This is a genomic window from Paraburkholderia phenazinium, assembly GCF_900142845.1.
Taxonomy (GTDB): domain Bacteria; phylum Pseudomonadota; class Gammaproteobacteria; order Burkholderiales; family Burkholderiaceae; genus Paraburkholderia; species Paraburkholderia phenazinium_A.
Window position 1 is genome coordinate 463,243 of sequence record NZ_FSRU01000001.1, and the last position, 13,743, is coordinate 476,985.

12 protein-coding genes are annotated in these 13,743 nt (G+C 61.6%); 7 read left to right on the forward strand and 5 right to left on the reverse strand.

Going from position 1 to position 13,743, the window contains the following annotated elements; genetic code table 11:
- Positions 1–237: 237 nt before the first annotated feature.
- Both BUS12_RS02095 and BUS12_RS02100 read left to right on the forward strand, forming a co-directional pair.
- Entirely contained in the window at positions 238–486 is a 249-nt protein-coding gene (locus BUS12_RS02095) for a helix-turn-helix domain-containing protein (RefSeq protein WP_253189983.1), read from the forward strand.
- Between the two features lie 623 nt (positions 487–1,109).
- Positions 1,110–2,444 carry a fimbria/pilus outer membrane usher protein gene (locus tag BUS12_RS02100; RefSeq protein ID WP_083640203.1) on the forward strand — a complete coding sequence of 445 codons (1,335 nt, stop codon included), beginning with the start codon at positions 1,110–1,112 and terminating at the stop codon, positions 2,442–2,444.
- Between the two features lie 68 nt (positions 2,445–2,512).
- Here the strand turns inward: BUS12_RS02100 and tnpC are convergent, their stop codons facing one another.
- From tnpC to tnpA, 3 genes are read right to left on the reverse strand one after another with little or no spacing between them, the layout of a single operon-like run.
- Positions 2,513–4,081: an IS66 family transposase gene (gene tnpC / locus BUS12_RS02105; RefSeq protein ID WP_074294020.1), complete on the reverse strand. Its 1,569-nt coding sequence runs from the start codon at positions 4,079–4,081 to the stop codon at positions 2,513–2,515.
- Between the two features lie 30 nt (positions 4,082–4,111).
- Complete coding sequence (tnpB, locus tag BUS12_RS02110) at positions 4,112–4,456, reverse strand: IS66 family insertion sequence element accessory protein TnpB (protein ID WP_074294021.1); 345 nt, start codon at positions 4,454–4,456, stop codon at positions 4,112–4,114.
- On the reverse strand, positions 4,453–4,887 hold the full coding sequence (gene tnpA, locus BUS12_RS02115) for an IS66-like element accessory protein TnpA (protein ID WP_171991578.1): 435 nt from the start codon (positions 4,885–4,887) through the stop codon (positions 4,453–4,455). Before tnpA ends, tnpB begins: the two co-directional genes overlap by 4 nt.
- Positions 4,888–4,986: 99 nt before the next feature.
- Between tnpA and BUS12_RS39750 the strand changes: the two genes are divergently transcribed.
- The 4 genes from BUS12_RS39750 (at position 4,987) to BUS12_RS02135 (ending at position 9,519) form a co-directional block, all read left to right on the forward strand.
- On the forward strand, positions 4,987–5,451 hold the full coding sequence (locus tag BUS12_RS39750; protein WP_437123852.1) for a FimD/PapC C-terminal domain-containing protein: 465 nt from the start codon (positions 4,987–4,989) through the stop codon (positions 5,449–5,451).
- Positions 5,452–5,825: 374 nt separating this feature from the next.
- Positions 5,826–6,854: a fimbrial protein gene (locus BUS12_RS02125; protein ID WP_074294023.1), complete on the forward strand. Its 1,029-nt coding sequence runs from the start codon at positions 5,826–5,828 to the stop codon at positions 6,852–6,854.
- A gap of 328 nt (positions 6,855–7,182) precedes the next feature.
- Positions 7,183–8,784, forward strand: a complete 1,602-nt coding sequence (locus tag BUS12_RS02130) for a peptide chain release factor 3 (RefSeq protein ID WP_074294024.1) — start codon at positions 7,183–7,185, stop codon at positions 8,782–8,784.
- A gap of 375 nt (positions 8,785–9,159) precedes the next feature.
- Positions 9,160–9,519 (forward strand): hypothetical protein, encoded by a 360-nt coding sequence (locus BUS12_RS02135; RefSeq protein WP_143788238.1) that lies wholly within the window; start codon positions 9,160–9,162, stop codon positions 9,517–9,519.
- Here the strand turns inward: BUS12_RS02135 and BUS12_RS02140 are convergent.
- Positions 9,500–9,868: a hypothetical protein gene (locus BUS12_RS02140; protein WP_074294026.1), complete on the reverse strand. Its 369-nt coding sequence runs from the start codon at positions 9,866–9,868 to the stop codon at positions 9,500–9,502. The genes BUS12_RS02135 and BUS12_RS02140 overlap by 20 nt on opposite strands.
- A gap of 168 nt (positions 9,869–10,036) precedes the next feature.
- A complete protein-coding gene (locus BUS12_RS02145; protein WP_074294027.1) occupies positions 10,037–10,906 on the reverse strand; it encodes a LysR family transcriptional regulator in 870 nt (289 codons plus the stop codon).
- Positions 10,907–11,364: 458 nt separating this feature from the next.
- Here BUS12_RS02145 and BUS12_RS02150 point away from each other — a divergent pair, with 458 nt between their 5' ends.
- Entirely contained in the window at positions 11,365–13,731 is a 2,367-nt protein-coding gene (locus BUS12_RS02150) for a bifunctional acetate--CoA ligase family protein/GNAT family N-acetyltransferase (protein ID WP_074294028.1), read from the forward strand.
- Positions 13,732–13,743 lie beyond the last annotated feature (12 nt).

The following is a 13,743-nucleotide window of genomic DNA, read 5'->3' on the forward strand; positions in this document are numbered from 1 at the left end:
GCCGTATTCCTCACAGCGTTGCACAGCGCTCCAAATGTCAAGTTAAGCAGAGTCTAAAGCCAAAGTTATGTAGTGTAAAGACTGCCAGTTTAAAGACTGTCAGTTTACAAACTGTAGATTTTCACACTGCAATGAGTGATGCTCCTGGCCCATATGGCAGAACATACAATTGCGCGCCAAGCGTCAATCCGAGAACGAGTCGCGAACAATCTGAAATTGTTCCGTGGCAGGCAAAGCATGTCCCAAGACGAACTCGCGGGCCGTGCCGGTTTGCATCGGACGGCGCTCAGTCAAATCGAGCGTGGACTCGCGAACGTGCGGCTCGATAGCCTCGTTGCCTTGGCGGAAGCGCTGGGGATTGACGAAGCCAGCTTGCTGACGGTACACGATGAGTCGCCCAAGCCCTTGAAATCGGGACCTAAGGCGAAGGCAGAAAGGGACCCGGCTCAGAAGCCACGGCGTAAAGTTGTAAAAGCTCTGAAATAAGACAAAAAGAATCTATGGGGCGGTATCCCGGTTGCACAACTCTGCTGCCCACACCACGAGGGCGTGGACAGCCGCCCTCCGGGCGGTTCCAGTGTCACAAACTCGAACGTCTGACGCGCCGGCTTTGCCGGCCTGCCCCGTGCACAATGGAAGGAGTTCAAATCCGACGCGTAGGATTTGTGCGGCGTGCCGTCCATTCCCGCAGCCGATAATTGTGTGGCGCTAATAGTCAGCCGTCGACGCTGCGCTTGGTGTCGCCGGCAAACCGTGCTCTAGGCGGACGGCTGCGCTTTGCATGAGTGAAGGGTTCCGGCTGCTTCGGCGAGGAAGCCGATGCCGGCTGCGGGATTGGATAGCTTGAGACTTAGTGAATCCGCTTGATTACGCCGCTCGCGATTGTTGCGTGTTGCCTCGCGTGCTCGTGTGCCGTGCTTGCCCGTCCCAAGGCTACCTTTGTTGAGACATGCCTCACCGGCCCGCGGCATTAGGTCTGGGGTGAATGTCTGTGCCTGGTTATGGCGGAGTGTTCTAAAACGCAAACCATCACAGGTTGTTTCCGTTTCAGTAAAACGGAAGCTATCACAACATGTTTACATTTTAGTCAAATGTAAACTAAGCACGATGTGACCAAACTCAAGTCGCAGGTGACCCTGGGTGACGCCAACACCACGGGCGACGTGTTCGACAGCGTGGCGTTCCGTGGTGTGCAGATCGCCACCGACGACCGCATGCTGCCCGAATCGTTGCGCGGTTACGCGCCGGTTGTGCGGGGCACTGCGCAATCGAACGCGCGGGTGACGATCCGGCAAAACGGTCAGGTGATCTATGAAACGAACGTGTCTCCAGGCCCGTTCGAAATCAAGGACCTGTATGCCACGGGATACGGCGGCAACCTCGACGTGACGGTGACCGAAGCCGACGGCCGCACCGAAAACTTTACGGTGCCCTACGCTTCGGTCGCACAATCGCTGCGCCCCGGTACCACGCGTTTTTCGGTGACGGCGGGGCAGTTGCGCGACGATTCCCTCCAAACGAAACCGGCCTTCGCGCAGTTCACGCTGCAACGCGGCCTCACCAACACGGTGACGGCTTACGGCGGCGGCGTGGCGGCGAACGGCTATGTGGCGGCGGATATCGGCGCTGCGCTCAACACGAAGTACGGCGCATTTTCCGCCGACGTGACCGGCGCACAGACGCAAGTACCCGGGCAGGAGTCGATGCGCGGCACCAGCTTGCGCATTGGCTATAGCAAGTTCATCGACCCGACCGATACCAACATCTCGGTAGCCGCTTACCGTTACTCGACCGCCGGTTTCCTGAGTCTGTCCGACGCGGCATCTGTGCGCGACGAGGCGATGCATGCCGGCGACATCAACTCGGTGTATCGCCAGCGTAACCGGCTGCAACTGACGGTGAATCAGAACTTCAAGGATCACGGCACGGTGTTCCTGAGCGCATCGTCGCAACAGTACTGGAACCGTAGTGGCAGCGACACGTTCTACCAGGCCGGCTACACCAACAGTTTCAAGTTCGGCACCTACAGCGTCACAGCGGGGCGCACGCGCAACTCGGACGGCGATATGTCGGACCAGTTCATGGTTAGCGCGACGATTCCGCTCGGCCACAACCAGCATGCACCTTTGCTGTCGACCAATCTGTCCAGCACCGCCGGCGCTGCGAATATGCAAGCCAACCTGAGCGGATCGCTGGGCGATAGCAACCAGTACTCGTACAACGCTTACGGCACTTATAACGCCGCCAGCACGGGTAGTGCTTCGAACGCGGGTGTGAGCGGCGTGTATCGCGCGCCATATGCGCAGATGACGGCGTCGGCCAGCGCGGGTTCCGGTTCGAACCAGGTGTCGGCTGGCATTAGCGGGTCCGTGGTCGCGCATCCGGGCGGTGTGACGTTCTCGCAGACGGTGGGCGATACGTTCGGCGTCGTCGATGCGCAGTAAGCGGCTCACGTGGGCCGTTCGTCCACGCGCGTGCACGTGAGGCATGATGGTGATCCGGACTTGGACTGTCAGGTAGCGGGTGTCGGCGGACTGGCTGGCGTGTGCAGCTTGTCGGCCACGCGCCACGGCAGAAGCTCGTCGATGCGATTGATTTTATGGTCAGCGATGTGAGCTAGCACATAGTTCAGGTAAGCGCGCGGATCAATGTCGTTGAGGGCGCACGTGCCAATCAATGAGTACATCGCAGCAGCACGTTCACCACCGCTGTCGGAACCGGCAAACAGGAAATTCTTCCGACCCAGGCTTACACAACGCAACGCGTTTTCCGCGATGTTATTGTCGATCTCGAGCGTGCCGTCTTCGCAATATAGCGTCAGGGCGCGCCACTGGTTAAGCGAGTAGTTGATCGCCTTGGCAGTGTCGGACTTCGACGACAATGTTTCGAGCCTGGCCTTGAGCCACGCTTCATAGATTTGAAGCAGTGGCCTGGCTTTCTCCTGCCGTATTTGTAGCCGTTCGGCCGCAGGCTTGCCGCGAATGGAGGCCTCGATGTCGTATAGCGCGCCAATGTATTCAAGCGCTTTTTGCGTCGTGTCGGACGGCGTGCGCACGTGGATGTCGTAGAACTTTCTCCTCGCGTGAGCATGACATGCCGCTTCCAGTACAGAGCCACCCAGGAACAGCTCATCGAAGCCCGCGTAAGCGTCCGCTTGCAGGGTCCCCCTGAAGCCGGCGAGATGAGTCTGAGGGTGGATGCCCTGTCTGTTCGGCGAGTATGCGAACCATACCGCAGCGGGTTGCGTCGACCCCGAGCGACGATCGTCGCGCACATAGACCCATAGCCGACCGGTGCGGGTCTTCCTGTTGCCCGGTGAGAGCACCGGGATCGGTGTGTCGTCCGCATGCAGCTTGGCGGCCGACACCGTATAGCGGCGCAGCGCCTCAATCAGCGGCGCGCACAACGCTTCGCATTGGCCGACCCAGCGACCCATGCTGGCCCGGTCGAGCGTCACGCCGTCGCGCGCCGCGATCGCCGATTGCCGATACAACGGCTGGTGGTCTGCGTATTTCGAAACGAGGATATCCGCCAGCAAGCTTGGATGGGCGATGCTCCGCTCGATCGGAAGGCCGGGCATGGGTGGCTGCCTGATGGTGCTGCAGCATGGGCAAACGAATTTGCGCCGGATCGTGCGAACGACTTTGAACGCCGCTGCGACCCGGGCGAGTTGCTCGGACACGTCCTCACCGAGCACCTGCATCTGTTGACCGCAGTCCGGGCAACTCGATTCGGGCTCGAGCACATGATCCACACGCGCGAGGTGCGCAGCCAGCGCTTGCCTCGAAGCCGCTTCGTCCATCGTTGCATTGGAGGAGGAAGCGTTTGCGCCTCGAGCTTGCGCTCGCTCCACGTCTGCAACGCCGCGTCCGGCGGCCAGATCCTCGAGTTGGGTCTCGAGGGTCTCGATCTGCCGCTGCAACTGTTCGGACTTGCGGCCGAACTGCATGCGTCGAAGTTTGTCGATCTGCGCCTTAAGCTGCTCGATCTCGACATCGCGTTCAGCAAGCAGACTACGGGCCTCGACCAGCAAGGCCTTCAACAATTCGACATCGTCTGGAAGATCGGCGCCGTTCGACATACGCCGTAGTTTACGAGTCCGCGGCGCGGTTTACAACATCGATAACGCGGCGGTACGACGGGGCTGTCGCCAATCGATGCCCTCGAGAAGCATTGACAGTTGTGCTGAACTCAGATGGACCTTCCCGCCGTCGGCCTGGGGCCAGATAAAACGGCCCCGCTCAAGCCGCTTCGCGAGAAGCCAGATTCCGTCCTCCGTTGCCCAGAGGATTTTTACGAGGTCGCCCCGGCGGCCCCGGAAGATGTAGACGTTGCCTCCCAGCGGATTCTCTTCAAGCGCCGTTTGTACCTTTGCGGCCAGTCCCTGGAACCCACATCGCATATCGGTCACGCCTGCAGCGATCCAGATGCGCGTACCAACCGGCAGAGAGATCATGATCGCAGACTGCCCAGCACGGTACGCAGCATGTCAGCGTCGACCAGGCCGTCTACCTTAACCATCGCACGGCCGATGCGGATCTCGATCGTGCCCCCAGGAGACGCCGGCTTCATATCTGGCGCTTGCGGAACCCCCGAAGATGACGCAACGACCTGCGTCAGCGCGTCACTCAGCAGTACGACCGGGAGGAGGCTGGTAGACGGAGCTTGCTGCTCGGCGAGATATCGCCGCCGCCAGGTGTACAGCATGTTCGCGTTGATGCCATTCTCACGGGCCAGTCTCGCGACCGAGACGCCCGGCTCACACGCTGCTGCCGCCAGCCGGTCCCGAAGCTCCCGTGGGTAATTCGGACGGCCTGCTCGACTTCCATGCTTCTTCTCTGGAGACTCTGACAAAGTGGTGTCCATCAAATCGAAAATGATGGACATCACTTTGCTGTGTATCGCAGCAACCGTCTACGACGGTGAGGACGAGCCGCTTACGATGCGCAGGGCGCGGAAGGGGCGAGCGTGTCGAGCTCGCCAGGCGTGAAGGTGAATAGCCATGGTTACGCGGTAGTGCCGTATTTGACACCTTATGGCATGAACACCGTGGATATCGATCCGAAGGGGACTTCTACGGACGTCGAGTTTGAATCGACTTCAGAGCAGGCTGCGCCGCGGCTGGGTTCGGTGGTGATGCTGAAGTACAAGACAGTCAGCGGTCGTGCAGCGTTGATTCGTGCGCCGCAGCTTGGTGATAACGCGCTGCCGTTTGGCGTGGATGTGGTGGACGCGAACGGGCGCACGGTGGGCGTGGTCGCGCAGGACAGCCGGATCTTTGCGCGCGGGCTTGAAGATAAGGGCTCGCTGTTTGTGAAGTGGGGTGAGGCTGGATCTGAGCAGTGCCGGATTGATTATGTGTTGCCGAAGCAGAACGGGAAGGCCACGGCGGCTTATCAATTGTTTGAAGGGCATTGCGTGGGCGGCGAACATGTAGCTTCAATTAAATAGGTGGACATGATGTTGAATCGGATATTCCGCTGTGAGTTGACTGGTCAAGGCCAAAACATTGACCCGATTTGCAAGGGCCAATCGGGCTCTTCGCTGATGCGTTTCATTGCGCGCCTGGCATTCGTGTTGTTCGTGGGGCCGCTTTCTTTCTCTGCGCACGCAAACCTAAGCTGTGACCCCGGTCCACTAAACATGGTACTGAACGCGGGTACGATTTCGGTCCCCGTAAATGCCACTGTGGGTTCGACGGTAAAAACAATTGCGCCCGACGCATTCCAGTTTCTCTGTTATATGCCTGACGTGTCGGCTGACGGAATTCGGCCGAACGCCCCATTGGCCACTCACAACGCAAACTGATAGTGGGAAAAATCGAGATGAACGACGAGATAGAAGTTTCTAACCTGGTGTTGTTGCACATTGCAGAACTTGCGATCGGCTTTGCCATGCGCAAGGCACGGGCGCTTGGCGCCCTCGCGTTGATGTTCGCGTCGATGGGGGCGCTAGCCGGCAACGTGCACTTGGGTACCGGCGCGGCAGTCCTTCCAGACCTGGTTTTTCCGTCAACGGTCTCCGTGGCGTCGAATGCGACGGTTAATTCGTTGGTAGCGGATGTGTCACAGGTTGTGGGGATAAGTGCCACAGGCGCGAATTGTATGGTTCAAAAAGCCGTTACGGTGAACGGTACACTGGTTCCCGGGAGTCCGAATGTCTACCAGACGAATGTGCCCGGCATCGGAGTGCAATGGATGATCACCAGCGGATGGAACGGTTCATGGTCGACAGCGCCGCTTACCCAGACGCTGTCGTCTCCAGCGGGTGGTAGTGCCCATTACACCCTAGCCCGTCTGGTGGTTACAGGCCCGGTCGGCGCTGGCGTGCTCGTCACAATCCCTAGCATGACCGTGACATTTTCGGGAAGTTGCGTTGATACCGTGGTGCAAACCCAGAACGTCACGGTTGGCACAGCGATCAACGGACCGACGTGTAACGTGACGACGACCGCGGTTCAAGTGCCCATGCCGGCGATTTCGGTGACGGCTTTGACGAGCATAGGTGCGACTGCTGGCAGCACGCCATTGAACCTGGGGATTTACTGTTCCGCTGGCACACTGGTAAGCATGACACTAACTGATGCGGTGGATATCTCCAATCGATCGACGACCCTGAATCTGGCGCCAGGTTCGACTGCGACCGGCGTCGGTTTGCAGATCCTCAATAAGTCGGGACCGATTGCTTACGGGCCTGACTCGTCGGCGCAGGGCAGCACAAATCAATGGTTGGTGGGCACGGCAGCGGGCGGCCCAATGAATATTCCGCTTACCGCGCGGTACGTCCGGACGGAAGGCAAGTTGAGTGCCGGAACAGTGAATGGTCTGGCCACGTTCACGATGTCGTATCAGTGATACGGTCGGGGCGGTCGGCTTCTGGGTTTTGGTGCGTTGGCGGGCGACGTTAAAGTCCCCGCTGTATCTTCCCCCCAAACCCCATTTCCCTCCGTCCGTCCCCATGACGTGTATCATTCGTTCCCTGCGCTGTTCTGCGCCGGCCAATCCCGTTTTTTGAAAACGTTCGTTCGCAACCGGCTTGCGAAGCGGCGCGTTTGCTTTGCCAGGCGGGTTTCCGGACCTGACCTCTGCAGCTCGCCGCCGCCCGCCGCGCCAGACGTGACGGGAGCAGGAGCCACAAGCTCCTGAAGACCGCCCGAACCTTTATCCGTGACCGCCCGATCCGATGTCAGTCTCCGAACTCAAACGCCGCCGCACGTTCGCGGTCATTTCCCACCCGGACGCGGGCAAGACCACGCTCACTGAAAAGCTGCTGCTGTTCTCGGGCGCGATCCAGATCGCCGGTACCGTGAAGGGCCGCAAGAGCAATCGCTACGCGACCTCGGACTGGATGGAGATCGAAAAGCAACGGGGCATTTCGGTGGCCAGCTCGGTCATGCAGTTCGAGTACGGCGACGCCGTCATCAATCTGCTCGACACGCCGGGCCACGAAGACTTCTCCGAAGACACCTATCGTGTGCTGACGGCGGTCGACGCCGCCGTGATGGTGATCGACGGCGCCAACGGCGTCGAAGCGCAGACGCTGAAACTGCTCGAGGTCTGCCGCAGCCGCAAGACGCCGATCGTCACCTTCATCAACAAGCTCGACCGCGAAGTGCGCGAGCCGCTCGAACTGCTCGACGAGATCGAACAGCATCTGGGTGTGGCGGCGGTGCCGTTCACCTGGCCGATCGGCATGGGCAAGGAATTCCAGGGTGTCTACGACCTCCAGCGCGACCAGGTCCGCCTGTTCCGCGCCGGGCAGGATAAAGCGGGCGGCGAGGTCGAAACGCTGCATGCGCTCAGCGACGAGGAGGGCGAACGCCGCTTCGGCCATAGCTGGGTCAAGGCGAAAGAAGAGATCGATCTGATCACCGGCGCGTCGCCTGATTTCGACCGCGAGCAATTCCTCGCCGGTCAGCAATCGCCGGTGCTGTTCGGCTCGGCTATCAACAACTTCGGTGTGAAGGAAATTCTCGACGCGCTGGTCGATCTGGCGCCGCCGCCATCGGCGCGTATGGCGGTCCAGCGGTCCGTGGAGCCGGATGAACCGAAGTTCACGGGCGTGGTGTTCAAGGTGCAGGCCAACATGGATCTGGCGCACCGCGACCGCGTGGCGTTCATTCGCGTGTGCTCGGGGCATTTCGAGCGCGGTATGGCGTTGAAGGTGACGCGCTCGAACAAGACGTTCCGCGCCAATAACGTCGTGACGTTCCTGTCGCAACGCCGCGAGACGGTGAGCGAGGCGTATCCGGGCGATATCATCGGTATTCCGAATCACGGCACGTTGAGCCTTGGCGATACGCTGACCGAAGGCGAGACGCTGCAGTTTGTGGGCTTGCCGTTCTTTGCGCCGGAAATTTTTCAGACGGTCGAAGTCGTGGACCCGATGCGCGCCAAGCAGCTTGGCGAAGCGCTCAAGCAACTCGGCGAAGAAGGTGCGATTCAGGTGTTTCGGCCGGTGGTCGGTGGCCTGATGATTCTCGGCGCCGTGGGGCAACTGCAGTTCGAAGTGGTGTCGCACCGGCTGTCCACCGAGTACAAGGTGGACGTGCGGATGGCGCCGGCGCGCTATCGGATGTCGCGCTGGGTGACCTGCGACGACGCGGCTGAATTGCGTCGCTTCACTGACGCGTATTCGGCGCGGATCGCGTTCGATGCGTCGAATGCGCCGACTTATCTGGCCTCGCACGTTTCCGAAATTGAAGTCGCGCAGAAGGCGTGGCCTAGGATCGTGTTCAATGAATTGCGCGAACATTCGGGCGCGCCGTTCAAGAAGGCAATGTAGACGGCACCGTTGCTGTGACGCGTTGGAGAAAGAAAGTTAACGGCCCTTATATGGGCCGTTATCGTTACTGGTAGACCGATTGGCATAGTCCGCTCACACGGACTACCCGAAGCACGATCCGTTCTTTATAATTAGGACTACCGTCGAAACAGCGACGGTCGGGTTTGGAAGCCTGATGACAGTAACCACACCGTCTGCGCAAGCAGATTCGTGTGTCTGCCTCTGCGCGCGTATTTTCAATGGGCGGGCCGTGGCGAGGGAGCCGCGAGGCTCGCCGGTTTGCTACTGTCCCGGTCTTCCAACCTCGTTACGTGCCCGCTCACCCATCTGTTATCGAGTGTCGGGCGATTTCGAGTACCAGTTGGGAGTCGCGCCATGAACGAACCTATTATTTCCTCCGTGCATCCCCAGGTCATGCGCATCGGACGCACCGCCGTAGAAGCCAGCAAGCGCTGTGCGGATCAGTTTGCCGATTTGCGCGCGTTGGCGAGACTGTTGACGAAGGCGGTTGAAACAGACCCGGCCGGAACGGCTGATCACCGCAAGGTTGCCGCTGTCATGGCTCGTCTGAGTGATGAGTACGCGGGCCACGCGCGAGGCGATGCGAATATGTTCGCGGCCACGCTCGCTTCCGTACCGGAAGACGAGCCTGCGGGCAAGCCTGGCAAACGTGCGCGCGCGGCCATATCGAGCAAGACCGCATCGGCCAAACGGGTCAGTGCTTTGTCGTCGTAGGTAGCGCGGCAATCGATACATCAGGAAACGACTCAGCGCGTTGCCCGTGCTCGCGACGTAATTCCTGTTTCAAGACTTGCCCGTTTCGCAAGCCTTCGAACAACTCTGCGTCGAGTTTCGCATCTGACTCAGCATTGCTGGCAATTTCGTCGAACGTGAAGAGCAGTTTCGCACGCGTGGCCGGAGACGAATTGCATTGCTCAATGGCCCGCGCAAGTGTGGCGAGCTTGGCAAACCGCTCGACATTTCGCTGTGCCACCTGCACCGCTTTCTCGAGAATGCCGTCGATCAGTTGATCGCTGACGGGGACTTCCACCGCGGCTGGACTATGAGGCTTTTGTTGGGTCATGATTCGGCTTCCTTAGGCAGGGTTCTGCGAGTCCCGAGGATGAATGAGACTGCCAGACCCACTACCGGTATCTCACTGGCAGCGAAAGTATAGAGCATCGAGTGGTTGCGGCCTTTTACGCATCGCTCAATTGCCACATCGGCTCCACAGGCTATCAATGTGGCCCCCTCACCCCATCTTCAAAACCTCTTCCCGCATCCAGCTGGCAAACGCCTGCACATGCTCAAGCGCCCCGTGGCGTTGCGCCACGTCGAGCCAGTAACCGTACGGTCCGCTGACTTCAATTTCTGAGATCCGCGCCAGGCTGCCATCCGCGAGTTCCTCGACGATCATGTTCCGATCGACCACCGCCAATCCCGCGCCCTTACGCGCCGCATGAATCGCCTGCTCCAGATTCGAGAACTCGATGCCGTTTTCCGCGTAATGCGCCGGCATGCCTGCCGTGGCGAGCCAGTTTGGCCACAGATCGAGCCGCGTCTCGTTATGCAGCACGTGGAGTGCGGGCATGCGCTCGAGCAGCGTCTCCAGCGGCCGCCCGAGAAGATGCGGTGCACCCACCAGCGTATGCCGCTCGATCATCAGCAATTCGGAATGCGCATCGGGTAGCGCTTCGCGGCCGAAACGGATGTTGCAGTGGCAATCCTCAGTCGGTTCGGTGCGGATGGACAATTCGACATCAGGCAGTTCCACCGCCAGCGAGCCTAGCCGCGGCGAGAACCATTGCGTAGCGAAAGTAGGTGGCACGGACAGCACAAGGCGCCGCCGCCCTTTGGCGGTGGTGACCTGGCGCGTGCCGCGCTCGATCGTATCGAATGCCTCCGACACGCACGGCAGCAATTGCAACCCCGCCGCCGTCAGCCGGATACCCTTGTGATCGCGCTCGAAGAGTTTCGCGCCGAGCGACTCCTCCAGGATCTTGATCTGCCGGCTCACGGCGCCCTGCGTCACGCACAGCGCACTTGCCGCGCGGTTGAAGCTCAAATGACGAGCGGTCTCTTCGAAGAAGCGCAACGCAATCAGCGATGGCAAGCGCCGCATAACTTCACCTTCTGTCTTTTCTGGTCGTCCGGGGGCGCGCCGGGCTGGCGCGGTCCTGCCGTCCGCAATGGTTGTCATCGTTCTGCGATTGCCGGGGCGCCTCGTCTCCAGAGTGCCATGCGGCAATCGTGCTGCTGTAGGCGGCTGTGCTGGCCCGTCAGAAGGGCCGCCCGCCGCCTCGCCGCATCTTACTGCCTTTGGGGCTCGACCGATGCCGCGTCACCGCGCGTCGTCTTCAACACGCGTCATGGCGCGGATTGTCGCATTTCGGACCGCGTCTTGAGCGGGTGCCAGCAACAAAAGGCGCTTGCCGGCGAACAAGTCAAGACAACGGGCCTTAGCACCCGGTTTTGCTGACCCGTTGGCCTGGACCGCCGCGCAACCAGCCGACATCGCCTATCCTGAGGGGAACGCGCGTTCGTCCCAAACGCGCCCCCTTTCGACTCGCGGAGTGCCCCGTGACCGTTCGCAATCTCGATGCCCTGTTTCGACCGAAATCCGTTGCTGTGATCGGCGCCTCGCGACGGCCGCGCAGCACGGGCGCGCTGGTGTGGGCGAGTCTGCTGGGCGGCGGCTTCGACGGGCCGCTCTGGCCCGTGAACCCGAAATACGACTCGCTGGACGGGCACGCGGTTGTCGCGGACGTCGGTGACCTCCCCGAGGCCCCCACGGTGGCGCTGCTCTGCACGCCCCCTGCGACCTGGCCGAGCATCGTCCACAGACTCGGCGGTCTGGGCACGCGGGCCGCCATCATCGTCGGGGAAGTGCATAGCGACGAAGACCGTCTCGCGCTTCGGCACACGCTCTCGGCGGCGCGGCCGAATCTGCTGCGTATCGTGGGACCGGGCAGCCTCGGCGTGGTGTCGCCGGCGCTGCGGGCGCATCTGGGCGCGCCGTCGTGCCTGGTGAAGGCGGGCGGAGTGGCGTGGGTGTCGCAGTCGAATGCCCTGACGAATGCCGTGCTGGGCTGGGCGTATGCGCGTGGTCTGGGCTTTTCGCACGTGGTGGCGCTCGGTGGCGAGGCGGATGTGGATGCGGGCGACGTGCTCGACTATCTGGCAAGCGACCCCGGCACGCGCGCCATCCTGCTCGAACTCGATACGGTGCGCGCGGCTCGCAAGTTCATGTCGGCGGCGCGGGCGGCGGCGCGCAACAAACCGGTCCTCGCTTTGCGCTCGGGCCGCGCCGATCCCTCCGACGGACTCTACACGGCGGCCTTCCGCCGCGCGGGCATGGTGCGCGTCGATTCGCTCGACGACCTGCTCGACGAAATCGAAACCCTCGGCGTGGGCCGCGTCGCGGCCGGGGCAACAGCGACGTTGATCACCAGCGACCGTGGGATCGCGACGGTGGCGTGTGACGCCTTCGCTGCCGCGGGCGACACGCTGGCGCAGTGGCCCGCTGAGACCACGGAGGCGGTCACCCAGGCGTTGCCGCGCGCGGTTGCAGGCAACCCCCTGCTACTTGGCGACGACGCGCAGGCCGAGCATTTCGGCACGGCCTTGCAGATTCTCGCGCAACATCGCGAGACCGGCACGGCGTTTGTGGTCCACGCGTCGACCCATAACGCGCCGGTGAGCGAGGTCGCGCGGGCGCTGATCGCAAATCAACGGTTCGCCTATCGTGGGCTGCTGGCGTGTTTCTTCGGCGGCTTGGACGCGGCGACTCGCGATGCATTGCATGCGCAGGGCATTCCAGTCCATACGACGCCACAGCGGCTGGCACGAGCGTTTGCCCGTCTGGTCGATTACCGGCTGGGGCGCGAGTTGCTGATGCAGACGCCAGAGGGGCTGCCGGCGCAAATCCCCACCGAGATCGACGCTGCGCAGGCGCAAGCGCGCGCGGCCCTGGCGGCGGGCGAGGACACGCTCACTGACGCGCACGCGGCGAATTTGCTCGCGCATTTCGGGCTGCGCGTCGAGCCAGGTGAGGCCACCCAGGACATGATCGTCGACATCGACGTGGAACTGCACGACGACGACAACTTCGGCCCCGTGTTCCGCTTCACGACGCCGTCGGCGGATGGCGTCTCCGTGCCGCTGCGGGTCTTCGGTTTGCCGCCGCTTAACCCCATGCTGGCGCGCGACATGGTGACCCGTTCGCCGTATGCGCGGGTCGCCGCGCCTGAGCCTGTGCTGGCCGCTTTTACGGCGCTCTCGCAAGCGGTGTGCGATGTTCGCGAGATCGTCGGCTTAAAACTCGCGCTGCGGGTGTTCCGCGAGCACACCGTTGTCGTTGCGCCGCATATCCGGCTCGGCGCCAAACGCAGCCGGCTCGCCATCATGCCGTATCCGCGCCGCTACGAGGAGACGCTCGACTGGCACGGCCTGCGTATCACGGTGCGGCCCATTCGTCCGGAGGACGAAGCCGCTCATCATGACTTTGTCGAAGCCATGACGCCCGACGATCTGCGTCTGCGCTTTTTCGGCGCGGTGGGCAGCTTCGATCATTCGCAACTCGCGCGCATGACGCAGATCGACTACGACCGGGAAATGGCGCTGATCGCGACAGTTCCTTCCGAGGAGGGTTTCACGCAGACGTTGGGCGTGGTGCGCGCAGTGGCGGATCCCGATAACGAGACCGCGGAGTTCGCGGTGGCAATCCGCTCGGATCAGAAGGGACGGCACCTCGGCACGCTGCTGATGGAGAAGATCATCGCGTATGCCCGCTCGCGCGGCACACATTGGCTGGTGGGTGAAGCGCTGCGTGAGAATGGGCCCATGATCGCGCTGGCGAGAGCGTGTGGTTTCACGGTGTCGCCCACCGAAGATCCCTCGGTGGTGGGGTTCAGGATGGCGCTGGATGAGGCGGAAGCGGCGGCTTAGCGGCGGGGTTAT